We start from the raw sequence: 22,013 nt of genomic DNA on the forward strand, positions 1-22,013 counted from the left end.
CATGAGTGAGAAGAAGCCGAACCCGCCGCGTGAAACCGTCACCTTCAAATGTGGTGACTGCAGTTTCACCTTCAGAGCGGCGCCAGTCCGTATTGAGGATGAGCCCAAGCGTGCGCATCCTTACCGCTATTTTGGAACCTGCAGCAATTGCCAGCGCGAAGTACAGCAAGTGCCGTGGGAAGTGGGGCAGTTCTGCGCTGTGCTGGCCTCCACCGGTCCGAAAACGGCGGAAGGCAAAGCGCGATCCGCATCAAATCTGGCCGGGCATCCGACCGTCGCAGAGCAGGCCATCACGCGATTCAACGCCCTGAAGCATGGCGCTAATGCGAAAACGGCTCTGTTTTTCCCAGCCCGGCCCGGCAAATACCCGCAATGTGCCACTTGCGATGTCGACCATGCTTACTGCGCCACGCAGCCCGCCTGCATCAAGCGCACCGAGCTGATGATGCAGCACCTGATCGCCTTTCAGTCGGCCGACCCGTCAAAGCTCACCGAGCTGCACGCGATTAGCCAGGCAAACCTTGCCGCCATTTTTCAGGACATGATGCAAACCATCGTGGCGGACGGCGTCTCGCTGCGAAACCCGGTGTATGACTTCGACAAAGAAGGCGGATTCCACATCGGCCGCTATAAAGCTGCCAACGGCGAAACAGTCACAATTGAAGAAATCAAAGCGCACCCGTTGCTCAAGCCCATGATGGAGCTGCTGAGTAAGAACAACCTGTCCCTGGCGGATCTGAACATGACGCCGAAAGTGCAGGTCGACCACGGCATCGAAATGGGTCGGACGATTGATCAGGAAGAAGAACGAGAATCGGCACTCGACTACCAGCGCAAGATGACCGAGCAAATGTCAGGTTTGAAAGAAATGATCGCCCGTTCTCAGAACCGGGTACGGCGGGATGATATTCTGATTGAGCACAATCAGGACAGCAGTGCCGAAGAAGGCGACTTCAGCGAGGTGAACCCGAATGGCTGAACGTCTCAGCGCCGCGCAGCGGATTGAAATCCAGAGCCTGGCTGAAAAGGAAATTCAGCGTTATGCTGGAAACCACGGCATGTGGCACAAGCACGTCCACAACGTCGAGCTGGACCCGATGCAGCTGCTGAAAATGGAAGAGATGGACATGCATCCGAACACCGTCGATTTCAGTTGCCGGCGGACCGGGAAAACAGCCGTCAAAGAGATGTATTTTCTGGAGTGGAACGCCATTCATGCCGATCAGGAAGACGGCATTGTCGCCCCGCGTGAAGCGCAGTCTCTGGTCAACCTCGGCTACCACCTCGACGCCATTCGGCGATCGGATATTCTCAGCGGTTACTTGGCCTACAAATCGGGCCGCAGGCAACTGGCCGACACCTATTACGAATTCGCCAACCGCTCGAAAGCCCGGGCATACGGCATCATGGCCAACGTCGATGGCGGCGACTTAACCTGGGCCTCGCTGGAAGAGGTCGATGACCTTGATGCCGATCGCCTGTATGGCCGTTTCCTGCTGATGATGGGCTCCAGTCGCCGTCTCGGTGCCAGCAAAGCGTCAATTAACAAACCGCAAATTCGCATCACGGGTGTATTCAAAGGCGCCGATACCCTCAGCGGCCTGATTGATTCCGGCGAGTACACCTGCCTGCCGACGGTTGACTGTTACCTCGGCATCGAGCTGGGCATTCTGAACGAAGACTTCATCATGAGTATGCGCAAGCAGCTGCCCGAGGATGAATACATTCGTCAGTTGCTCTGTATTAACGTTGCCGCCAAAAACCTGATCTGGGAAAAGTACATCCGTAATGCCATTCAGGTTGGTGCCCGCATCGGGCTGGAACCCAGCGCCCCGGCACCATACACCGTGTACAAAAAGCGCGGTGTGATTGCATTTGGCTACGACCACACAGGCCACGGTGAAAACCCGGCTTCGTCGCGTTCCTCCATCGTGGTGGAAGAGCAGGTCGGCAACTTCTCGGTTGTCATCTTCTGCAAAACATGGCATCCGGGCACAGACGAAGGCATCATCCGGCGGGATTTGGTGGGATTCTGGCGCTACTTCCGGCCCGATTACGCCATCGGCGATGCCTTCGGTATCGGCTTACTGACTCAGGTGAATGATGATCTCTTTGCCGAAGGCCTGACCCAAATCGACCGACGCGCCATCGGGGGCGGTGAAAGTACCGCATCAACATGGCCGGAGTGGGCCTTTTCACCGTTGCGCTTTGAAGGGTACGCCAAACACCAGATGGCTCAGTCGCTGCGCAGTGCTTATCACAACCGCCAGATGGTGCTGCCGTACGTCGACGACCGCGAGAACGATCCGGAACTGGAAGACTACGCCAAACTGCCAAGGCAGCTTCGCAATATCAAACCTACACCCGTGAAAGCCGGCAGTTATTCCAGCTACAAAATGGTGAAAGCGTCTATCGGTGATGACCTGTTCGATGCCCACATGGCCTCGCACTGGGCGCTGGTCACGCAGGGCGCTGCGCCTGTCCCCAGTATCATCACCATCAACCACAGAACACGCGACCAGCTGTTGGGCTGCCCAAGCAGCCTGAACCTGTTAAGGAACCTTTCATGAGCATGATTTCCCGCATCTGGGCGGCTGTGAAAAACAAGCCACTGGCTTCCGCGCGCAATACCCCGGGCAACCAGAGCGGCCAGCAACATTCCGATAAAAGCCACATCGCCGACCCCGAACGCTCGGTGCAGTACCTGTATGACATGATGCAGTGCGATCCCAACCTGCGCGCGGCCATTATTACCCTGCGTCACATGGATAAAATCGATCCGAGGGTGAAGAAAATTCACCGCCGTATCGCCAGAGACGCCACCAAAGGCGGGTTGAAACTGCACTGGATTGGCAAAGAAAACCAGCGGGTGAATAAGCTGTGGCAGCAATTCATTACCCGCTTGCAGCTTAATAACCGCGCCAAGCTGATGAGCGACGCGGGCGGGCTGGCCAAAGAAGGCAACCTGCCGCTGCAGTGGGTAGTCAACGAAGCCATGCAGGTCACCAATGCCATTCGCATGCCGACCGAAACCATCATTCCAATTGTCGACACCACAGGCCGCTTCAAAGATCCGAAACGCGCTTTCCGCCAAATCGACCCGATTACCTGGCAGGAACTCTGCACCTTTCCGTTATGGCAGCTCACCGTCAGTCGGCTTGACCCGGATAACTTCGATGACATGGGCTGCATGGGCAGGCCGTATCTGGATGCAAACCGGACCATCTGGCAGAAACTGGTGATGACGGAAGAAGATTTGGTGATTCGCCGCCGCACCCGGGCGCCGCAAAAACTGGCGCACTCGCTCGACGGTGCCGACAAAGCCGCGCTGGATGAATACCGTGAACGGGTGGAAGGCCAGAGCGGAGAAATCGCTACCGATTTTTACGGTAACAAGCTGTCAGTCACGGCCGTCAGTGGCGATGCCAACATGGACCAGATTGCCGACATCAGCCTGCTGGTTGATGCCTTTTTCTCGGGCGCTCCGGCACCCAAAGGACTGTTCGGTTATGTCGACGGCATGGCGCGGGACATTCTGGACGATCTCAAGCAGGACTACTACGAAGAAATCGACGCCCTGCAGGATGCGCTGGCCTACGCCTATCAGGACGGTTTTAAACTGCAATTGCTGCTTGCCGGGCTGAATCCGGATTCGTACCAGTTTCAGGTTCAGTTCGCTGAACGTATGACCGACACCAAGAACCAGCGCGCAGACCTGGCCCTGAAATATCAGGCGCTGGGCATGCCGCGCAAATTAGCATGGGAGTCGGCGGGCGTCGATGTACAACGGGCCGAAAGCATGCGCGAAGAGGAAGCCAACAGCCGGGATCCGTATCCCGACCCGCACCTGCCACAAAGCGGTAAACCGGACGTCAGTATTACCCCGGGCAACCGGCCGAAAGGCGAGAGTGCCACCTCAATCACGAACGGGTGATGGCCATGACAGACAATACCCGCACTCAGGTGAAGGCCACCATTCGCCGGGCGATGAAAGCCGCAGAACGCGCCACCAATGCACTCGATGCCACAGCCATGAATGAACTGGGGCTGTTGTATCAGTCGGTGCTGTCGGAAATTCAGTTTTTGGTCATGAATGCGGCTGACGAGCTGGGTGAGGTTCGCCTTTCCCAGCTGCAAACCTTAACCCGCGAGATTGAAAGCCTGCTGGACCAGCTGGCGCAAGCGCAGGCCAGCATGGTGGATGGCTACATCGTTCAGGCCGCGCAGCATGGCGGGACCACATTCAGCACCACAGTTGCGGCCGCGACTGTCAGTAAATCCATTGATGAAGCTGTGCTGGCTGTGCGCACCATGACCCACAAAGACGGTCTGCAACTGAGCGACCGGCTCTGGCGGGTCGACCGCCATGCGCGGGAAGTGGTCACACAGGCGGTTGAACGGGCCGTGATTCTCGGGCAGTCGGCCAGTGAAGCTGCTCAGGCGTTCCGGCAGCGCAGCCAGCCGGTGCCTGCCGATATTGCCCGCAACGAAGGGCTGCCGAATGCCACGGGTATGAGCCGCACGGTTGCGCAGGAACTCATGGTGAACGATGGTGCACCTTACTCGCAAATCAAGCGCGTGATGCGTACTGAAATCAACCGGGCGCATGGCATGGCTTTTCAGAACGCCGCCTTTGAAGATGAGTTCGTGGCTGGCACACAATTCAAACTCAGCCCCAACCACCCGAAACCAGACATCTGCGATATGCACGCCCGGGCCAATCTTTTTGGCCTGGGCAAAGGCGTGTACCCGAAAGGCAAAAGCCCGTGGCCGGCACACCCCAATACGTTGAGTTATGAGCAGGTGGTGTTTATAGATGAAGTGACAGAGGAAGACAGAACCAGCCAGACCGACTGTATCAGCTGGCTGAAAGGTCAGAGTAGGGAAGGGCAGAAAGCCGTGCTGGGCCACGACAAAAAAGTTGCAGCCCTGCAACAGGGCCACCTGAAAGAGAACATGATCGCCACGCCCTGGAAGCACCTGGACCCCTTGCTGAAGCGCAATGGCATTGATACTGAGACCCTCTGATGCTGCTGAAAAATTGGGCAATTTTGCCCATGTAACTTAGATATAATGAGCTACATCAGTACAAGCCAGCGCAGACGAACGGCAGAAAGCTAGGAGCAAATCATGAATACCGCACAACAACTCCCTCAGTTCCACTCAGTCAAACCCATTGTGAATGAAGTTGTCTGCGATTGCGGTCACCGCATCTGCGACAGCGAAGGCGTGATCCGATCCCGCTGCGTCAAAATCGGCGAGGGCATTGCCCTGTGCCGGTGTAAGCGGTGGGTGAGTGTGCCTGTGTATCATTCGGATTTCGAATAATGGTCATCAAATCAAGTCCTTTTGGCAAAACACAATTAAGTGGTGTTGATGCTGCTCGCTTCGTGGAGCTGGTTCGGAAAAAGCCTGAGTGAGAACTCAGGCTTTTTGTTTCACTTAGCAACAAAATGGTTGCAGGCGCGACAAATTGTTGCTATTGTGCTTCTGACGAACACATTTAAAGCTATAAAACTCAATCAAATTTAAACTAAATTTATATCAATCAAAGCTGAAATTAAATCAATCAAATAGAAAAAATATTTAAATTAATCAATTAAAACTGAAATTAAATCAATCAAATAGCAAACAATATTTAACTCAATTATAGAAAATTAACATATACCTAATGTCAGATATTAGAGAGGCGAAATATGGCTACTAGCGTTCGCTTAGATGATGAGTTCGTCACTCACGTTAAAATTCACGCTGAAGCGGAGAGCCGCTCAGTGCCAAAACAGATTGAATATTGGGCGAAGATTGGTCAGATGATGGTTGATAACCCAGATTTATCTTATGGATTCGTCCATGAGGCACTGTTGGCTACCGAAGAGGCAAAACAAGGAGTTGTCAAACGGTATGTCAGAAGAACAAAAAGAAGTTGATGTATATCAAACTAGTCGATTTGAGAAGGCATTTAATAAATTGCCAGAGGAACATCAAACTGCTGTTGATGATGAGATCGATAAGGTCATTGATGATCCTGAACTCGGTGAACAAAAGAAGGGAGACTTGTCTCACCTCTGGGTGCACAAGTTTAAGCTGGATGGCCAAGAGGTTCTCTTGGGGTACAGCTGGGTTGAGAACAAACTTGAGCTTTATCTTTTGAATCTCGGCCCGCATGAAAACTACTATCAGCAGATGAAGAAAAGGCGAAAAGCGGATCTGAAGCTGATTGGGTAGAACTATGAAGCCTGAGCAATGCTCAGGCTTTTTTTCTCTAAACCCTCATACGACTTTAGTTGTATTTTGTTGTGGGTGTTGTTGCACTGTGCTAGGTTGGTTATAAACTGTTCAGTAGGAGCTGTTATGCCAAGCATTTTCGTAAAAGAATTTTCAGCGATTGCAACCCAAGGCGGGACTAAGAAGCTAACTCTGATCAAAAGGCAAAAGAATAAAGGGTCATATCATCCAAGTTCCGATTATTACAAAAGCTTTCGAGAAAAAATCGTTGATATCATTAAGAATCAAAAGCAGTTGAGTGAGCTGACAAAGTTACCGAAAACGTTAAATGATAAGAGAAAAACAAGTAATTATAGCCATTTAGCAAAGAAATTTGTTGCTTGGGCTAAAGGTAAAAACATTCGTTGGCATGACCCAGTTAGGAATTCTTACCACTCAAATGTCACAGAGATTGTTTGTAATCCGGAGCTTAATGTTGTTATTGACGGGGTAGAGCATATTATCAAGCTGTACTTTAGTGTAAATGAACCAATGACTAAAGAGCGAGCAAACTATATTTGCTACCTTATGCAATCTTGTATTGATATCAATACAGCAGTTTATGCTGTGTTGGATATCAATACGAGAAAGATGTACACATTTAGTGGTGATCCGATTGTTTTCTCGATTGCTGTTGAATCAGAAATAGCTGCGTTTGAAAGAGCTTGGCAGCAATTATAGGAAATGATTTCTTGCCGGCGTAGCTACGTCGGTATTTCTTTTAAATCCAATCCAGACTCCTTGACACCCCCAAAATGCGCAGTTAAGCTCATATCCATAACAGCAAAATCTGTTATCTGGATTGGCGTCCAGTAATTACTCAACGAGCCCACATAAGACGCGCTCAGCGTCTTTTTTGTTAGGCGGCGCTCGCGCACACCTAAGAAAAGCAGTACTCTATGGTAGCTCGGGCAGGGGCGACTTCGGTCGCGCCGGTATCGTTGAGACCGGTTACGCCAACCCTGTTCGAGTTGCCACCATCGTGAGTATTGGCGTCTCCGAGTGGCAATGTAAATTTGCTTCTCAACGGAGACATGCTATGTCTATAAATTCAGCTTCTGCTTTCCAGGCAATCAACAAAGATCCGCACACCTTAGTCCTCGAAGCCCGGGAAATGATTGGCGGGTTAGCCGCAATCTCCGGCGCAACTTCAGGCCCGGTTGATACCCTCACCGCTGAACAACTCTTTTATCTGTTTGCATCTATCGGCGACAAGCTCGACATCGCCTTACTCAAGATGGAGGCAGAATGATGGTACAGGCCAACGTCACCGAACTTGAACCAAAACGACTCGATGCCATGTACCAGGAACTGGCGGGGCCATACCCCGCCGTCGTCTGCGAATGCGGCCACTGCATCTTCACCCACCAAGGCGTCATCCGATCCCGCTGCGTCAAAGTCGCAGAGGGTGTGGCGCTGTGCAGGTGTAAAAGGTGGGTGAGTGTATCCATTAACTATCAACAAGATTATTTTAATTAACATGAATTAAAAGGAGTATATTATGGAAAATAAATGGTGGGAGTTTTATTTTATTCGCTATTTTGTTGGAAGTGTTTTTGGGGCATTGATCTTTACAGCAATAATTTTTCACCCTGATTCAGGCTTGTCTTCAACTATAGGTGAGTTGCTTAATGTCAAGTCATTGTCTTTATCAACTTTAACGAATGGATTTTTATGGGTTGCATTGATTGTTGGAGTATCATTTTGCTACATCTCTAGTGCGCCAATTCTGCTGCTTCATACTTATAGGTGTAAGTTTAATTTCACATCGAATAAGGTTAGTCGTGGCTTTTGGATTTATATTCTTATTATTATGTCCGTATATGCCTTCTTGTATTACATGTACAGTGATGACTGGAATCTTGTCCAAGCAATGTTTATGGCACCGCTTGTGTTTGTTTTGGCCACTCAAGCGGCAATGAGTCTATCAGTTTATAGAACCTCCACCCCAGTTATTTTTGATTTCTATAAAGATTTAGTTAAGAATCGAGGTAAGGATTGCGAACGCCGACGACAGTACACTGAATCGTATAAGCACTTAAGAGAGCATGGTAATGCGTTTTTGATTTTATTTTGTGAAAGTGTTCTTGGTATGGCGTTATTTTCAGCTTCTACATTAAATCAAGTTATTTTGGTTTTATTTTTATGGCTTGTTCCTGTGTTGCCTGTTTGGTTCGTCGGAACATACTTAGAGTCTAAATTGCAGGATATTTAGTCGCTCTTATCGTCTGTTCCCTTAAAATCTTACTTACATTGAAAAAACGAGCCCCTGATATTACTATCAGGGGATTTCGTATTTATGCCCTAAATAGCAAAAATTAACTAAGAGTTTTATAACGGTGACATCTTCTACTTAGGCTGGTTATTGTTAATGTTTGCCTTTTTACGTCGTTCTTCAATTTCTTTGTCGACTCTTTTTTCCTGAACTTGAAATAACTTTGATGGAAGCATAAAAGAGTAAAAGAATGCAATATAGGATAGAAACAATATAAAGCGTTCAGTTAATAACTTAATATCAATTAAGTTGTTTTTGATATCAGTTTCTAAGTTGAATTTTGTATATATACTTAGTACGCCATCGATTGTAAATAGCTTGTAGGAAAAAATAAAAAACAAAGTTAAAAGGTAAATGTATAGTAGGTTCCTCGTTCCTTTTAAGTTGCGACGTGTATTAATTCTTGCTTTTTCTGCAACTCGCCAAGAACCAGAAGGAAGCGATAACGGGTCTCCAATGAGAGCAATAATTCCCACTAAGAAACCCGCTAATATAGAGTATATGTTTACAAGGGTATCTAACGCTTTTTCATTAATTAATGGCTGAGATAAATATGATAAAAACAAGCTAACAAGAATAGCAACAATTAGCTGGACTGTTTTTTTCCAATATTTTTTAGCGTTAGCGAAACTCATTATTGCTCCAAGACGCCACTTTTCTCGTACTGTTGCAGAGTATACACTAATTGCCCCCACATTGCGTCACGATTTACTGACTTTCCATGCTCTGGGACATCAACTTTACTTTTCACTATTATTTTGTCATGTGTGAATGTCTTGCCTTTCTTGGTGGTTATTCTGTAGCCATTCAGGTCGCTTTCTATTAATTGGAATGCTGCGTTGCTCAATTGATCACCTTCTTCTTCAGCTTGTTCTCCTTTAACTCGACTATCGTGAGAAATCACAATGTTGGCATTTAGACTATCTACGTTGTTGAAATCTGCCACATCGTCATCTTCATATAAGCAGTCAAGTACACTCTCTGCCATTCCCTTGAGCTTTCTTAAAATTGGTGTCGTATTGAAATTATTATTTCTGGAAAGATAATCAAATGTGGATACATATACACTGGAATTTATTGAAATGTTTTTTATTCCTTCATTGTGAATGGTTTTTAATGTGTCAATATCAGCTATTTGATGAATATTTAAAGTGTTTGCCTCTTTTCCATAGCCACCTGCATTTAATAAAGATTCGAAATACTGTAATGCAGTCGCTGCTCTAAGTAGATCAGTAGGACTTAGAATAATATGGTTTCCATATAGGCACATGAATGCTTCACCATCCAGATACTCTTTATCTACTGGTGCTGAATATGTGTCGGCTGAAGTTTCAATGTGAGAGTTTGATGGGCGAGAAATAGTGTTTGCATCAGCACCTTCTTCATAAATCCCTAAGCAAATGGTAGTGCAGTCTCTATTACCTTTTGATAAAGTCGCTCGCATCGGGGAAATCTTCATCCCAACAATTTGCCTTCCTTTGCTAGAAAAAAAGCTTCTTTCAGAGGTGCTGTTTAATTTGGACCATGAATTAATGACCATTTCTTCTAATGTTTCATTTATAACGAGGCCATCAAATTGTTTGAACTCAGCTCGGTAATAGTAAATTGTTCTACTTCTATTGTTCTTTTTATTTGCCATTTAAGATCTCATCTCTACTTCTTCCATGAAAACCCAATGATGATACAAATTGCATACACTTGCTGTGATTGTGATCAAATGAATACAAATGATACAAGTACTAACTTTCACTGCCCCTCCTTATGAATCTTTTATTCTCTAACACTGCAATAATTGATGGCGACCGAGCCCCTGAGTAACCCTCAGGGGCTTTTCCGTTTTAGGGCAGAGACATGAACAAACAATCCTTTCTTTCCGCCAGTGTTGTGCTGGCACTCAGTGCAGCACCGGCCAGCGGGGCCATTCATCTCCTGTCGGATGCTGTGAAGGTGGACACCCACAGCAGCAGTAAACGCAGTGTTGTCACCATTACCCGAACCGGCAAATTTTACGATCCGCGTTACGGCGAATTCGAACTGACCCAGCAAATGTTCGATGCCCTGGTCAAAAACTTCAACGAGAACGTCTATGGCCAGGAAATCAACATCGACATTGCGCACCAGCCTGAAAACGGTGCCGGGGCGGTGGTGCGTCGCCTGTTTACCGACCGCGGTCGATTACGTGCAGAGGTGGAGTGGTACGAACTCGGCATCAGCAAAGTCACCAAAGAAGGCTTTAAATACCTGAGCGCCGAAATTCATCCCAATTACGTCAGTAACGAACAGGGGCAGAACGGCCAGTATCAGGAATTTGATCCAATTAACTGTTATAAACTACTGGCGAATAAAATCTTTGGTGGAACGGAAACCATGTGGGGACACATATGGGGAACAAAAGATAGCAGACAAAGAAAAAGCCCGTTCTTTCGAACGGGCTTCTCTGTATGGTGCGTCTGAGTGGACTCGAACCACCGACCCCCGCCATGTCAAGGCGATACTCTAACCAGCTGAGCTACAGACGCAAATGCTATGTTTTGATTGTTTAGCAACAATGTTTTCTAATGCAGGATTTGGTACGACCGAGTGGACTCGAACCACCGACCCCCACCATGTCAAGGTGGTGCTCTAACCAGCTGAGCTACGGTCGTATCACTAAATCGTCCTGCTTGAGAACGGGGTGAATATTAGCGACTCAGACCCACAGGCGCAAGTGTTTGAGTTGGCTTTTTTTATTTTTCGTGACTGTTTGATTGTTACTTGTACTGCCTGACGCTGAATCAGGCACTGAGTTGTTGTTTTCAGGGTAAAAATTATTGCAAAAGCTCATGATCCGGCGGCAGTAAGCGGGAGATCCAGATAGCCAGTTTATGCTTCATATTGGGGCCGTCTTCCTGATCGGGAGAAAGCGGGGTGATCTGCTTCACATCAACCAGTAACCGGTAGATACATTCCACTTTTTCTTTATCTGAAATGCCTTTGTCGAAGTCTTCATAACCCTGTTTTTTGGCAAAGGCAATGCCTATTTCCATGGCTTTCTTAATCAGTTTTTGCTCGTTTTTGATTTTTTTCATTCTATCTCGTTCCCTGATTGTGGCCTGTATGTAAAGCATAGTAGGGGTGTTGATTTTTTGAGCCTATGGTCATTCATTTGTAAGGCAGTTAACGGTGTTTCGGCAAGGCGATGAAAATGAACGGCAAAGACCAGCTACCCTATGGCTGTCCGACGTTTATCCCACAACGCTTGAACAAGGTCTGCCAGTATGAGACGTGGTTGAGAGTAGCGTCACGAAATTGGCGGTGTATGTCACCGTCTATATAGAAGCTGTGATAATCGGCGAGCGCAGCAGGGCGGTTGGGGATAGCAAACAGGGCTTGCAGATCCGGCTGAATGTCCTGGTAGCGGGCATCAAGGTTGGCAAGGTATGGCTGAATATCCGTAACGAAAAATTTATAGAATACGTTCTCTAGAAAGTTGGCTTTCTGCTGGTTTCGGTTGGGTCCGCACACGACTGTGGCATCGTTTTGGCTCAGTAGGGCGGTTGTGGTGTTCAGCCAGTCAGTGGCACGGGCCATTGAGTAAAAAAGCTGACCAAGATAACGCGAGGTGTGGATGTTTTCTTCATAGCTGAGCAGGCGTTCAGCGGACTGAGCGGAGACGCTGTGCCGCGCAGAAATCTGGCTGGCAATGTGCGCTAATCCGCTCATCGCCTGCAGGGTGGCGGTGGCATCTGGAATCGTGCCCAGCGAAAAGGCGGCGTGTGAGGGCTTAAACTGTTTTTGCCACTCTTCACCAGTGAGCAGCATGTTCCACAGGTATTTAGACAGGTCATCTTGTTTCGTGGTCTGAACTTCTATCAGTTGCGCTCTGACATTATCGTCCTCGGGCAATGTCGCGATACAGTGGCCGATACCGTCTAATAACAGCAGCTCGTAGCGTAACTGGCGGGTTCTGTCCTGCACTTTTCCCAGCACAGAATTGCGCTCTGCGATGAGATGAAACAAGCCGCATTTTCTGAGTTCATAGGCGTCAAACAGTCCCATTCTGACATCTTCGGTGCGCTGCAGCATATCACCGACCTCGGGAAGAGGCGGGAGCCGGGTATCCGGCTCTTTCGGCGAACTGACTGCCAGCACAGAAGCAAGACGATCAGCATAGTCTGCAAACTGATTATCTGAGGACTGACGGTCACAACCGGCCAATAGAATAAGCAGGCCGCTCAATGCGAGCCGAATCAGCAGCTTGTTTATGTTAAGCGGATTTGAAAGAAAGCGTCGGCGCATGATCGTTATTCTGGGATTTTTATAACAGTATAAGCTAACAGATTGAGTTTTCAGATAGAGAAAAGGCAGCGTTTGCTGCCTTAGGAAGAGGGGAATCCGGTTATTGTACCGACATTGCCAGCTGGAAATCATGGTCTTGGCGTTGCAGCCAAAGCAGTCGCACCGTCAGCATCAATGCTGCAGCGGTTAAGCCAACAATCGTACCAATCCAGAAGCCGTGTGGCCCCATTGGTGCGGTGAACAGGTTTGTCATACCCAGTACATACCCGATTGGCAGACCAAAAACCCAATAGGCAATAAAGGTGCGGATAAAAATGGCCCGCATGTCTTTGTAACCACGTAGTGCCCCGGCCGCAACCACTTGAACGGCATCACTGCACTGATAAACCGCCGCAAGGAACAAGAGCTGAGTTGCCAGCATAATAACGTCTGTGTTGTCGGTATATAGCAAGCCAATCTGTTCGCGGAAAATGATCGTCAACACAGCTGTTGCCACAGAAATGGCCACGCCAACCCAGACACCGCAGTGGCTGGAAATTTTTGCGCCATCAAAGTTTTGCTCACCTAACTGATGCCCGACCCGGATGCTGACCGCGGCACCTAAGCTCATAGGTAACATGAAGACCAGCGAAGAGAAGTTGATCGCAATCTGGTGGGCGGCGACAACAATTGAGCCCAGTGGTGCAATCAGCAGTGCGATTGCCGCAAAGATCGAGACTTCAAAAAATAATGCCGCTGCAATCGGAAAGCCAAGCTTGAACTGACGCAGAATGGCTTTCAGCTCTGGGCGATACCAGGTGTGGAATAGCCCGACGCGGCTGAGTTTCCGGTTCACCAGTACATAAACCAGCATCGAGAAGTACATCAGCCAGTACACAATGGCAGTGGCAACACCGCAGCCGATGCCGCCAAGCGCCGGTGCGCCGAATTTACCGTAAACAAAGATCCAGTTAAGCGGAATGTTGGCTAACAAGCCGATGAAACCAATCACCATACCGGGAACGGTCAGTGACAGGCCTTCAGAAAAGCTGCGTAATGCCTGAAACAGCAGCAGGGCCGGAACAGCATAAAGAACGGCGTGTAAGTAACCAATGGTTTTTTCTGCCAGTACGGGTTCGACGGCCATGTAATCAATTAAGATGCCCGCATTATAGAGCACCAGTATGATTGGGACTGACAAGAGTAAAGACAAGACAAAGCTTTGCTGAACCTGAAACGGAATTTTGTCTTTCTGGCCGGAGCCGTTGAGCTGGGCGACAATGGGCACCATAGCGAACAGCACACCAATGCCAAACAGAATGGCAGGCATCCAGACGCTGGAGGCGACCGAGACAGCGGCCATATCGGTGGCACTGACACCGCCAGCCATCACGGTATCAATAAAGCTCATTGCCGTCTGCGCAACAGAGGCGATCAGAACGGGAATAGCGAGTTTCAACAATCGCTTAGTTTCTAGACGATAAAGATGCACGAAATGCTCCAGAGGGCAGGTAATCTATTATTGGAATAATCTTCACAGTGGATTATATCGGCTTCACTGATACTGACAATGATTTATTCAATCTGTATCACAATTCAGCATTTTTCTGCTTTTTTCTGTGTCGCCGTACTGTTTGAGGATATCACAATGCAGCGGGACTGCAGGACTGGCTAAGTAAAACGGGTCAATGATAGGATGCTGGGCAGAGATTCATTATGTAGCACAGTATTGCTTTGCTATCCGATTAGGCGAGTGTCCATCGCTTTCAGGTTCAGTTCTCTGGAGGAGAAATGTTTACAGGTATTATTCAGTGTACGGCTGAAATCATTGAAATTAACAAGAAAAAAGATTTTCAGACTCACGTTATTCAATTGCCGGATGAACTGCTGCCAGGATTGGAAGTTGGCGCCTCTGTGGCCCATAACGGCTGTTGTCTGACGGTAACACACATCAACGGAAATCAAGTTTCGTTCGATCTGATGCAGGAAACACTGCGTGTCACCAATCTGGGTTTGCTCAGTCCCGGTGACCGCGTGAATATTGAACGAGCGGCTAAGTTTGGTGATGAGATAGGCGGTCATAGTATGTCGGGCCATATCATGGCCACTGCGGTGGTGGATGAGGTCATTGAAACAGAAAACAATCATCAGATTTGGTTTTCTTTGCCTGCCGCCCTGATGAAATATGTGTTCACTAAAGGCTATATCGGTATCGACGGGGCCAGCCTGACTATTGGGGATGTGGAAGGCCAGAGATTTAACGTCAACCTGATCCCGGAAACCCTGAACAGGACAAATCTGTCTGCGCGCCAAAAAGGTGATGTGATCAATATAGAAATTGATCCTCAGACGCAGGCTGTGGTGGATACGGTGGAAAGGGTGATGGCAGCGAGAGGCTAATAAAGGAAAGCGTTTGTCTCAATCAACACGCCCTCTTGTGCGAGGAGCGTGTTGATTCGGACATTAAAAAATTTGCTCGTCGTCAGCATCGACAAACAGGTGAATGGTTTTGTGTAATTCATCAACCTGCATGTTTAAGTGAATCGCATGGCAACACGCGGGGCAATCATCGTAAAACTCCTGACTGCCGGCACTGCTGTCCAGGGTAATTCGGATATGGTGGCCACAATGCGGACAAGTCACACTCTGCTCACTATAGTTCTTCATTTTCTACTCCTTACAATATGTACCTGATACTGATTGGCACATTCATACCGCGACCAGTGTCCCTACTGGAGAGTCTTGACTCTTTCGCCTCGGAAGCCACTGGCTGGTTGAAACACAGACGTCGTTTCTTACCTGACAATCGCAACAAAAACGATGGGTATAGGTTTGCTAACCGTTAAGTTAATCCTAGCGATACGGATTAGTTTTTGCCGTGAATTAACTGCAAACTTTGAATTGCTGAGAAGTTTTAACTATGAGGACTTTGTTGCCTGGAAAGTTGATAAGAACAGAGTAGACAAGCTGGCGGTAATGTGAAATTGATTGATCGGAAATGGGCCTATAGTGACGCTTTTGATATCGATATAGATGAGTATTTTGCGAAACAGGATGATCAGCCTGTTTGTGTGTTGCGACAAACAGGCTAACCATTCTTGAGCCTGATTAAAGGCTGGCGATTAATGCTTTATTTACTTCGAGCAGCGAGTTAAGTTTTTTGTCCGCGATTGACCAACGCAGATCGGCACTGTGTTGCTGCTCCGGCACGACGATACTCTTCATACGGGCTGCCTTGACGGCCAGCAAGCCGTTCAGGGAGTCTTCAAAAGCAACACAGTGGAGCGGATCGACACCCAGATCATGGGCCGCATTCAGGTACACTTCCGGGTGAGGTTTGCCATAGCGCAGGTGCTCGGCTGAGAACAGGGCACTGAAATGCTCTGTCAGTGACAGGGCATCTAAGGTAGCATTGATAAGGCTCATTGGTGATGATGACGCCAGAGCAATTGTCAAACCCATATCCTGACATGTCTGTATCGCTTCACGCACACCAGGCAGCATAGGTTTGTGTTCCTGAACCAGTTCTTCCACACGTTTAGTGATCATGGTGTTGACGTCCTGGCACGACGGGCCTTGCCATGGCTGACGCTCGAACCAGAGATCAACAATGTGATCGATCCGCAACCCCATGGTTTCCAGCGTTTCCTGCTGTGAAATTGTGACACCCAGTGAAGAGAATACCTCAACCTGAGCACGTTGCCAGAAAGGTTCTGAGTCGACCAGAAGGCCATCCATATCGAAGATTGCGGCTTTTAACATACTGTTCCTGTCTTGAGCTGAAAGGATAAAGAATGTGAACTTTATCACTTCAACTGTGCAGACGGTAGCCTGGATTACCGTTTAATTGCTACTCAGAGTCTGTCAGATTAAGTCTGCGAATACAGCGTTCTGCCTGATCCAGATATTCTCCGCCAAAGAGATTGCAGTGGTTCAGCAGGTGGTAAAGGTTGTAGAGGTCGCGACGTTCTTTGTAACCGTCATCCAGCGGAAACACAGACTGATAGCCATTGTAGAAACTGTCGGGAAATCCGCCGAACAACTCTGTCATGGCAATGTCGCACTCCCTGTCGCCCCAGTAGCAGGCGGGATCATAAATCACCGGGCCATCGACACTGAGCGCCGTATTTCCATGCCATAAGTCGCCATGCAGCAGGGAAGGTTTGGGCTGATGTGTCGATAAAATATCAATCACTCTGCCTGTGATGATATCAATGCTGCCAAAGTCGATGCCTTTCTCTTCACAGAGCTGCAGTTGCCAGGCAATCCGCTGTTCAGCGAAAAAGCGGCACCATTTACGGCGCCATTGATTGGGCTGAGGTGTCAGGCCAATAAAGTTATCCATGTCAAAGCCGTATTCCGGCTGTTCACCCCATTTATGAAGATGCGCCAGTTGCTGGCCAAGGGTGTGAGCCGATTCTGTATCCAGGCTTTTCATGGGCATGAAATCAAGGATAAGAAAGGCTTTATCCCGGCTTATGCCCATATGCCGGCTGGTGGGCACTGTCACTGAGTTCGTTTCCTGCAGGACCCGCAGACTTTCCGCTTCTGCTTCAAAAACGGGAAGCTGCTCTTTCTCATTAAGCTTGATGAAGTACCTTTGATCACCATCACTGATGCAATAGCATTCGTTAACGTCCCCGCCAGGGAGGGTATCCCGCTCGCGGATGGTAAAGGGTTGATCAAGTACGTCTGAAAGCTGATGGGAAATCGCTTGCCACATAGCATCCTCCGGGCACAAACCAGTTTGGGTACAAATCATGATAAACAATAATACAGCGCCTGGGCTGGATTATATAAAGACAGTGACGCCAAATCTGTTGGGGCAATTGTGTTGGGTGCAAGTCGATTCTGGTTCTGCGAACCTGAACGAGCCGTGCTCATCGCTACCCCTGACTGACGTTATTATGGTGTTTTTTGTCAGTCGCCCCGTGCTTTACCTCATCACAGCATAGACTATATGTTTACCGCTCAGCTGACTTAAATAACAAAAACAGTCAATTAAAAAGTGCAGGGCAGTAAAATTTATATCAAAGCAGTTTTAATAACAGAATCAGATAAAAAAAGCCGGGAAGGATCCCGGCTTGGTTGTGTAGCTGAATTTGATGGCTTTGAATCAGAGACTTGGCGCAAAAGGTTCCGTCGTATTACTGCCAGAATCACCCGTGAGTATTCGTGCTGGAGTTATTTATCTGTGATCATTGGCAGATCAAGGCCCTGCTCTTTGGCGCAGTTGATCGCAATGTCGTAGCCGGCATCAGCGTGACGCATCACACCAGTGCCCGGGTCGTTACGCAGTACGCGGCGGATGCGCTCTTCGGCTTCATCGGTACCGTCACATACGATCACCATGCCAGAATGCTGAGAGAAGCCCATTCCTACGCCACCACCGTGGTGCAGAGAAACCCAGGTCGCACCGGATGCCGTGTTAAGCAGGGCATTGAGCAGTGGCCAGTCGGAGACAGTGTCTGAACCGTCCATCATGCCTTCGGTTTCGCGGTTAGGGCTGGAAACAGAGCCTGAATCCAGGTGATCTCGGCCAATTACGATAGGCGCTTTCAGTTCACCGTTACGCACCATTTCGTTAAATGCCAGACCCAGACGTGCACGGTCTTTCAGGCCCACCCAGCAGATACGTGCCGGCAGTCCCTGGAACTGAATACGCTCGCGCGCCATGTCCAGCCAGTTGTGCAGGTGTGGGTTATCCGGGATCAGCTCTTTGACTTTCTGATCGGTTTTGTAGATGTCTTCCGGGTCGCCGGACAGGGCAGCCCAGCGGAACGGACCGACGCCTTCACAGAACAGCGGACGAATATAAGCCGGTACAAATCCCGGGAAGTCGAATGCGTTTTCAACGCCTTCTTCCAGCGCCATCTGGCGTATGTTGTTGCCGTAATCGACGGTTGCAGAACCTGCTTTTTGCAGATCCAGCATCGCCTGTACCTGTACCGCCATCGACGCTTTTGCCGCTTTCACCACCGCGGCTTCGTCTTGCAGACGCATTTCTGCCGCATGCTCCATGCTCCAGCCCTTAGGCAGGTAGCCATTCAGCGGATCGTGGGCTGATGTCTGGTCAGTGGTGCAGTCTGGCACGATGCCGCGCTTCACCAGCTCAGGGAAGACATCAGCCGCGTTACCCAGCAGGCCAACAGAAACCGGTTTGCCGGTTTGTCTGGACTCTTCAATGATAGCCAGTGCTTCGTCCAGCGTGGTGGCTTTACAGTCAACATAACCGGTACGCAGGCGGTAATCGATACGTGACTCATCACACTCAACGGCGATCATAGAGAAACCCGCCATGGTGGCCGCCAGAGGCTGAGCACCACCCATGCCGCCCAGACCGCCGGTCAGTACCCAGCGACCGGATGCATCGCCATTGAAATGCTTGCGCGCCATAGCAACGAAGGTTTCGTAGGTGCCCTGAACAATGCCTTGTGAACCGATGTAGATCCAGCTGCCCGCAGTCATCTGGCCGTACATCATCAGGCCTTTTTTATCCAGCTCGTTGAAGTGTTCCCAGTTTGCCCAGTGTGGCACGATATTGGAGTTAGCGATCAGTACGCGAGGCGCGTTGCTGTGCGTTTTGAACACCCCGACAGGTTTACCGGACTGAACCAGCAGGGTCTCGTCATCTTCCAGGCGCTTCAGGACTTCAACAATCTTGTCATAACATTCCCAGTTACGGGCTGCACGGCCAATACCACCATAGACCACCAGAGAGTGAGGGTGTTCAGCCACATCTGGATGCAGGTTATTCATCAGCATACGCAGCGGTGCTTCTGTCAGCCATGACTTGGCATTCAGTTTGGTGCCAGTTGGTGCTTTGATGGTGCGTGTCGTGTCCAGACGTGGATTCTGTTGTTGCGTCATTTTGCTCTCCTTGCCGCTCTTCGGTTAACGAATAGCGCGGGCGATTGTCCAGGCAAGCCGTGCAGCTAACCGTGCAGTTTGATTATCAATGTCAAAACGCGGGTTATACTCAGCCAGATCCGCGACCAGGATCTTCGATTCCCCTTTCGGCGTTCTGGCTTTTAAAATCGGTTCCAGCAGCATTTCAACGATGTCGAATGGCACACCGCGTGCAGCCGGGGCACTGACTCCAGGCGCCACGGAGGCCGGGAAAACATCCAGATCAATGGTCAGATAGAGGTAATCACACTGATCAATAAATCGCTGCAGCTCTGTCAGTGTTGGTTCCATCTTGTGATGAACCAGTTCATGGTCATCTTTGTAAAACACCCCTAAACGGTCGGCTTTTTCATACAGCGCCTGGGTATTACTGGTACGCGCCAGTCCCAGACAGGCATATTTGAATGGCCAGTTATGCATTTCGCAGAAACGGGCAGCCTGATGGAACGGGGTGCCTGAGCTGCCTTTCTCCGACTGCTTGCCACCCGGTGGATTACGCAGGTCGAAGTGGGCATCAAAGTTGATGATGCCGACACGCGGTGGTTGCTGTGCTTCATTCTCATTGCCGGCAACATGCTGCTTTTGCACCAGATAATTGCCTATGCCCTGAAACGATCCCCAGGCCACTTCATGCCCGCCGCCAAACACGATCACTTTGTGGCGCTGACGCAGGGCGCGGCTTACATCTTCTGCCAGCCGGTATTGCGCCAGTTCCAGGTTGCTGTCGTCGCAGCTGATGTTGCCGCCGTCATAAACGGGCTCTTCGTGGTGCCAGGCGAGGTTGGCCAGTGCGCGGCGAATCGCGACCGGAGCATCATAAGCACCGGTACGGCCTTTATTGCGCGAGACCCCTTCATCACAGGCGAAGCCGAGCAGCATGATGCCGCTTTCATTGGCATTATCGGCAGGTTGCACTTTCTGGTGCCAGCGCAGGCCTTTGTTACCGTCTTCAGGATCACTGCGTCCTTGCCAGATACTCATATCAATAGGCATACAGCCTCCTGTTTACTGATTCTTGGGTTGATAAAATACGTTGCCATCCACAACCCGGGCGATTAAATCCGGCACACCCATGCGATAGGACAGCTCTGCTGGCGAGTCAAGATTCCACAGTGCCAGATCGGCGGCCATACCCGTGCGAATCTGACCACATTGCTCACTCAGACCCAGCGCCTGTGCGGCATGCGCGGTAACGCCTCTCAGGCATTCTTCCGGTGTCAGGCGGAAGAAGGTGCAAGCCATGTTCATCATGGTACGCAGCGAGGCAATCGGTGAGGTGCCGGGATTAAAGTCGGTGGAAATTGCCATCGGCACACCTTTTTCACGAAGCTGAGCGATCGGTGGCTGCTGGGTTTCACGCAGGAAATAGAAAGCGCCTGGCAACAGGGTAGCGACTGTGTTGTGGGCGGCCAGTGCTTCAACACCGGCTTCGTCCAGGTATTCAATATGGTCGACAGACTTTGCACCCATGCTGGCTGCCAGTGCACTGCCGCCCAGATTCGACAGCTGTTCAGTATGGCCTTTAATCATCAGGCCATGGGCTTTGGCCGCAGCAAAAACCCGCGCACTTTGTGCGGTTGAAAAACCGATGCCTTCGCAGAAAACGTCTACTGAATCTGCAAGGTTCTCTTTTGCTGCTGCAGGAATAATTTCGTCGCATACCAGGGTGATGTAATCGTCGCTGCGTCCGGCATATTCGGGAGGCAATGCGTGTGCGGCCAGCAGTGTGGTTGAGACTTTGATATCGGCCTGCTCGCCAATACGGCGGGCAACCCGCAGCATTTTCAGCTCATCTTCGGTCGTCAGGCCATAGCCGGATTTAATTTCGACAGTGGTGACGCCGTCACGTTTCAGGCCGGCCAGGCGCTCTGAAGCCAATGCAAACAGTTCATCTTCGGTGGCTGCGCGCGTGGCTCTGACTGTCGACAAAATGCCGCCACCGGCCTTGGCGATATCTTCGTAAGGGACACCGTTCAGACGCTGTTCAAATTCGTTAGCACGATTGCCCGCAAACACCAGGTGGGTATGGCAGTCGATCAGACCCGGCGTGACCAGAGCCTGCTTGCAATCCACAATCTCAGCTTGGCTGTCGGCTGCGTCCTGCCAGTTTGCCTGCTGCGGACCGGCGTAGCTGATCTTACCCTGACGGATAATCACCATGGCATTATCAATGATCTGATAACCGTGTTCCGGTTCCATGGTGACGAGTTTGAGATTGATCAGAATACGTTCCATAGCGAGCAGCGTCTCTCTGGTTGTTTGATATGTATATACAAATTAAAGTCTGAATTCGGATAAAACTCAAGAT

24 protein-coding genes and 2 tRNA genes are annotated in these 22,013 nt (G+C 49.6%); 13 read left to right on the forward strand and 13 right to left on the reverse strand.

Annotated elements, in window-relative coordinates:
* Position 1 precedes the first annotated feature (1 nt).
* The 11 genes from H511_RS25015 to H511_RS0109615 all read left to right on the forward strand — a co-directional run bounded on the left by H511_RS25015 (position 2) and on the right by H511_RS0109615 (position 8,479).
* Positions 2-979 (forward strand): hypothetical protein, encoded by a 978-nt coding sequence (locus H511_RS25015; RefSeq protein ID WP_036759421.1) that lies wholly within the window; start codon positions 2-4, stop codon positions 977-979.
* Complete coding sequence (locus H511_RS0109575; RefSeq protein ID WP_027252089.1) at positions 972-2,570, forward strand: hypothetical protein; 1,599 nt, start codon at positions 972-974, stop codon at positions 2,568-2,570. The genes H511_RS25015 and H511_RS0109575 overlap by 8 nt, the downstream gene beginning before the upstream one ends.
* Entirely contained in the window at positions 2,567-3,934 is a 1,368-nt protein-coding gene (locus H511_RS0109580; protein ID WP_027252090.1) for a hypothetical protein, read from the forward strand. Before H511_RS0109575 ends, H511_RS0109580 begins: the two co-directional genes overlap by 4 nt.
* A 5-nt stretch (positions 3,935-3,939) precedes the next feature.
* On the forward strand, positions 3,940-5,028 hold the full coding sequence (locus H511_RS0109585; RefSeq protein WP_027252091.1) for a hypothetical protein: 1,089 nt from the start codon (positions 3,940-3,942) through the stop codon (positions 5,026-5,028).
* Between the two features lie 102 nt (positions 5,029-5,130).
* Positions 5,131-5,328: a hypothetical protein gene (locus H511_RS0109590; RefSeq protein WP_027252092.1), complete on the forward strand. Its 198-nt coding sequence runs from the start codon at positions 5,131-5,133 to the stop codon at positions 5,326-5,328.
* 368 nt (positions 5,329-5,696) lie between these two features.
* Positions 5,697-5,927: a TA system antitoxin ParD family protein gene (locus H511_RS24395; RefSeq protein WP_081669238.1), complete on the forward strand. Its 231-nt coding sequence runs from the start codon at positions 5,697-5,699 to the stop codon at positions 5,925-5,927.
* A complete protein-coding gene (locus H511_RS0109595; protein ID WP_027252093.1) occupies positions 5,902-6,225 on the forward strand; it encodes a type II toxin-antitoxin system RelE/ParE family toxin in 324 nt (107 codons plus the stop codon). The genes H511_RS24395 and H511_RS0109595 overlap by 26 nt, the downstream gene beginning before the upstream one ends.
* A 126-nt stretch (positions 6,226-6,351) precedes the next feature.
* Complete coding sequence (locus H511_RS24110) at positions 6,352-6,945, forward strand: hypothetical protein (protein ID WP_051288039.1); 594 nt, start codon at positions 6,352-6,354, stop codon at positions 6,943-6,945.
* Between the two features lie 358 nt (positions 6,946-7,303).
* Positions 7,304-7,516 carry a hypothetical protein gene (locus tag H511_RS0109605; RefSeq protein ID WP_027252094.1) on the forward strand — a complete coding sequence of 71 codons (213 nt, stop codon included), beginning with the start codon at positions 7,304-7,306 and terminating at the stop codon, positions 7,514-7,516.
* On the forward strand, positions 7,513-7,743 hold the full coding sequence (locus tag H511_RS0109610; RefSeq protein ID WP_248616584.1) for a hypothetical protein: 231 nt from the start codon (positions 7,513-7,515) through the stop codon (positions 7,741-7,743). Before H511_RS0109605 ends, H511_RS0109610 begins: the two co-directional genes overlap by 4 nt.
* 22 nt (positions 7,744-7,765) lie before the next feature.
* Positions 7,766-8,479, forward strand: coding sequence for a hypothetical protein (locus tag H511_RS0109615; protein ID WP_027252096.1), 714 nt, complete (start codon positions 7,766-7,768; stop codon positions 8,477-8,479).
* A 134-nt stretch (positions 8,480-8,613) separates the two neighbouring features.
* Here H511_RS0109615 and H511_RS0109620 read toward each other — a convergent pair whose 3' ends face one another.
* Positions 8,614-9,174, reverse strand: coding sequence for a hypothetical protein (locus H511_RS0109620; protein WP_027252097.1), 561 nt, complete (start codon positions 9,172-9,174; stop codon positions 8,614-8,616).
* On the reverse strand, positions 9,174-10,178 hold the full coding sequence (locus H511_RS0109625; RefSeq protein WP_027252098.1) for a hypothetical protein: 1,005 nt from the start codon (positions 10,176-10,178) through the stop codon (positions 9,174-9,176). The genes H511_RS0109620 and H511_RS0109625 overlap by 1 nt, the downstream gene beginning before the upstream one ends.
* A gap of 212 nt (positions 10,179-10,390) precedes the next feature.
* Here H511_RS0109625 and H511_RS24400 point away from each other — a divergent pair, with 212 nt between their 5' ends.
* Entirely contained in the window at positions 10,391-10,993 is a 603-nt protein-coding gene (locus H511_RS24400) for a hypothetical protein (RefSeq protein WP_027252099.1), read from the forward strand.
* Here H511_RS24400 and H511_RS0109635 read toward each other — a convergent pair.
* From H511_RS0109635 to H511_RS0109655, 5 genes are all read right to left on the reverse strand, one after another.
* Positions 10,982-11,058: transfer RNA gene (locus tag H511_RS0109635), tRNA-Val, on the reverse strand. The two genes, H511_RS24400 and H511_RS0109635, sit on opposite strands and share 12 nt — an antisense overlap.
* 49 nt (positions 11,059-11,107) lie before the next feature.
* Positions 11,108-11,184, reverse strand: a tRNA-Val gene (locus H511_RS0109640).
* Positions 11,185-11,346: 162 nt separating this feature from the next.
* On the reverse strand, positions 11,347-11,607 hold the full coding sequence (locus H511_RS0109645) for a DUF5062 family protein (RefSeq protein WP_027252100.1): 261 nt from the start codon (positions 11,605-11,607) through the stop codon (positions 11,347-11,349).
* Between the two features lie 139 nt (positions 11,608-11,746).
* Positions 11,747-12,817 carry a DUF3080 domain-containing protein gene (locus H511_RS0109650; RefSeq protein ID WP_051288041.1) on the reverse strand — a complete coding sequence of 357 codons (1,071 nt, stop codon included), beginning with the start codon at positions 12,815-12,817 and terminating at the stop codon, positions 11,747-11,749.
* Positions 12,818-12,917: 100 nt separating this feature from the next.
* The gene (locus H511_RS0109655) at positions 12,918-14,288 is read right to left on the reverse strand and encodes an MATE family efflux transporter (RefSeq protein ID WP_027252102.1); all 1,371 of its coding nucleotides are present in this window, start codon (positions 14,286-14,288) and stop codon (positions 12,918-12,920) included.
* 299 nt (positions 14,289-14,587) lie between these two features.
* Between H511_RS0109655 and H511_RS0109660 the strand changes: the two genes are divergently transcribed.
* The gene (locus tag H511_RS0109660) at positions 14,588-15,196 is read left to right on the forward strand and encodes a riboflavin synthase (RefSeq protein ID WP_027252103.1); all 609 of its coding nucleotides are present in this window, start codon (positions 14,588-14,590) and stop codon (positions 15,194-15,196) included.
* Between the two features lie 63 nt (positions 15,197-15,259).
* On the opposite strand, the gene H511_RS0109665 is transcribed toward H511_RS0109660, so the two are convergent.
* From H511_RS0109665 to hutI, 6 genes are all read right to left on the reverse strand, one after another.
* Positions 15,260-15,463: a CPXCG motif-containing cysteine-rich protein gene (locus H511_RS0109665; protein WP_027252104.1), complete on the reverse strand. Its 204-nt coding sequence runs from the start codon at positions 15,461-15,463 to the stop codon at positions 15,260-15,262.
* Between the two features lie 441 nt (positions 15,464-15,904).
* Positions 15,905-16,558 carry a hexitol phosphatase HxpB gene (hxpB, locus tag H511_RS0109680; RefSeq protein ID WP_027252105.1) on the reverse strand — a complete coding sequence of 218 codons (654 nt, stop codon included), beginning with the start codon at positions 16,556-16,558 and terminating at the stop codon, positions 15,905-15,907.
* Between the two features lie 88 nt (positions 16,559-16,646).
* Positions 16,647-17,519 (reverse strand): fructosamine kinase family protein, encoded by an 873-nt coding sequence (locus H511_RS0109685; RefSeq protein ID WP_027252106.1) that lies wholly within the window; start codon positions 17,517-17,519, stop codon positions 16,647-16,649.
* A gap of 461 nt (positions 17,520-17,980) precedes the next feature.
* Positions 17,981-19,666 (reverse strand): urocanate hydratase, encoded by a 1,686-nt coding sequence (gene hutU, locus H511_RS0109690; RefSeq protein ID WP_027252107.1) that lies wholly within the window; start codon positions 19,664-19,666, stop codon positions 17,981-17,983.
* A 24-nt stretch (positions 19,667-19,690) separates the two neighbouring features.
* Positions 19,691-20,698, reverse strand: coding sequence for a formimidoylglutamase (hutG, locus tag H511_RS0109695; RefSeq protein ID WP_027252108.1), 1,008 nt, complete (start codon positions 20,696-20,698; stop codon positions 19,691-19,693).
* Positions 20,699-20,710: 12 nt separating this feature from the next.
* On the reverse strand, positions 20,711-21,940 hold the full coding sequence (gene hutI, locus H511_RS0109700; protein ID WP_027252109.1) for an imidazolonepropionase: 1,230 nt from the start codon (positions 21,938-21,940) through the stop codon (positions 20,711-20,713).
* Positions 21,941-22,013: the final 73 nt, after the last annotated feature.

Origin of the sequence: Photobacterium halotolerans DSM 18316 (assembly GCF_000425165.1) — a bacterium.
Lineage (GTDB): Bacteria > Pseudomonadota > Gammaproteobacteria > Enterobacterales > Vibrionaceae > Photobacterium > Photobacterium halotolerans.

What these genes read in the sequence shown, in the direction of transcription:
- H511_RS25015 (WP_036759421.1), top strand. Translation starts at nt 2, where the DNA reads ATGAGTGAGAAGAAGCCGAACCCGCCGCGTGAAACCGTCACCTTCAAA.
- H511_RS0109575 (WP_027252089.1), top strand. Translation starts at nt 972, where the DNA reads ATGGCTGAACGTCTCAGCGCCGCGCAGCGGATTGAAATCCAGAGCCTG.
- H511_RS0109580 (WP_027252090.1), top strand. Translation starts at nt 2,567, where the DNA reads ATGAGCATGATTTCCCGCATCTGGGCGGCTGTGAAAAACAAGCCACTG.
- H511_RS0109585 (WP_027252091.1), top strand. Translation starts at nt 3,940, where the DNA reads ATGACAGACAATACCCGCACTCAGGTGAAGGCCACCATTCGCCGGGCG.
- H511_RS0109590 (WP_027252092.1), top strand. Translation starts at nt 5,131, where the DNA reads ATGAATACCGCACAACAACTCCCTCAGTTCCACTCAGTCAAACCCATT.
- H511_RS24395 (WP_081669238.1), top strand. Translation starts at nt 5,697, where the DNA reads ATGGCTACTAGCGTTCGCTTAGATGATGAGTTCGTCACTCACGTTAAA.
- H511_RS0109595 (WP_027252093.1), top strand. Translation starts at nt 5,902, where the DNA reads ATGTCAGAAGAACAAAAAGAAGTTGATGTATATCAAACTAGTCGATTT.
- H511_RS24110 (WP_051288039.1), top strand. Translation starts at nt 6,352, where the DNA reads ATGCCAAGCATTTTCGTAAAAGAATTTTCAGCGATTGCAACCCAAGGC.
- H511_RS0109605 (WP_027252094.1), top strand. Translation starts at nt 7,304, where the DNA reads ATGTCTATAAATTCAGCTTCTGCTTTCCAGGCAATCAACAAAGATCCG.
- H511_RS0109610 (WP_248616584.1), top strand. Translation starts at nt 7,513, where the DNA reads ATGATGGTACAGGCCAACGTCACCGAACTTGAACCAAAACGACTCGAT.
- H511_RS0109615 (WP_027252096.1), top strand. Translation starts at nt 7,766, where the DNA reads ATGGAAAATAAATGGTGGGAGTTTTATTTTATTCGCTATTTTGTTGGA.
- H511_RS0109620 (WP_027252097.1), bottom strand. Translation starts at nt 9,174, where the DNA reads ATGAGTTTCGCTAACGCTAAAAAATATTGGAAAAAAACAGTCCAGCTA.
- H511_RS0109625 (WP_027252098.1), bottom strand. Translation starts at nt 10,178, where the DNA reads ATGGCAAATAAAAAGAACAATAGAAGTAGAACAATTTACTATTACCGA.
- H511_RS24400 (WP_027252099.1), top strand. Translation starts at nt 10,391, where the DNA reads ATGAACAAACAATCCTTTCTTTCCGCCAGTGTTGTGCTGGCACTCAGT.
- H511_RS0109645 (WP_027252100.1), bottom strand. Translation starts at nt 11,607, where the DNA reads ATGAAAAAAATCAAAAACGAGCAAAAACTGATTAAGAAAGCCATGGAA.
- H511_RS0109650 (WP_051288041.1), bottom strand. Translation starts at nt 12,817, where the DNA reads ATGCGCCGACGCTTTCTTTCAAATCCGCTTAACATAAACAAGCTGCTG.
- H511_RS0109660 (WP_027252103.1), top strand. Translation starts at nt 14,588, where the DNA reads ATGTTTACAGGTATTATTCAGTGTACGGCTGAAATCATTGAAATTAAC.
- H511_RS0109665 (WP_027252104.1), bottom strand. Translation starts at nt 15,463, where the DNA reads ATGAAGAACTATAGTGAGCAGAGTGTGACTTGTCCGCATTGTGGCCAC.
- hxpB (WP_027252105.1), bottom strand. Translation starts at nt 16,558, where the DNA reads ATGTTAAAAGCCGCAATCTTCGATATGGATGGCCTTCTGGTCGACTCA.
- H511_RS0109685 (WP_027252106.1), bottom strand. Translation starts at nt 17,519, where the DNA reads ATGTGGCAAGCGATTTCCCATCAGCTTTCAGACGTACTTGATCAACCC.
- hutU (WP_027252107.1), bottom strand. Translation starts at nt 19,666, where the DNA reads ATGACGCAACAACAGAATCCACGTCTGGACACGACACGCACCATCAAA.
- hutG (WP_027252108.1), bottom strand. Translation starts at nt 20,698, where the DNA reads ATGCCTATTGATATGAGTATCTGGCAAGGACGCAGTGATCCTGAAGAC.
- hutI (WP_027252109.1), bottom strand. Translation starts at nt 21,940, where the DNA reads ATGGAACGTATTCTGATCAATCTCAAACTCGTCACCATGGAACCGGAA.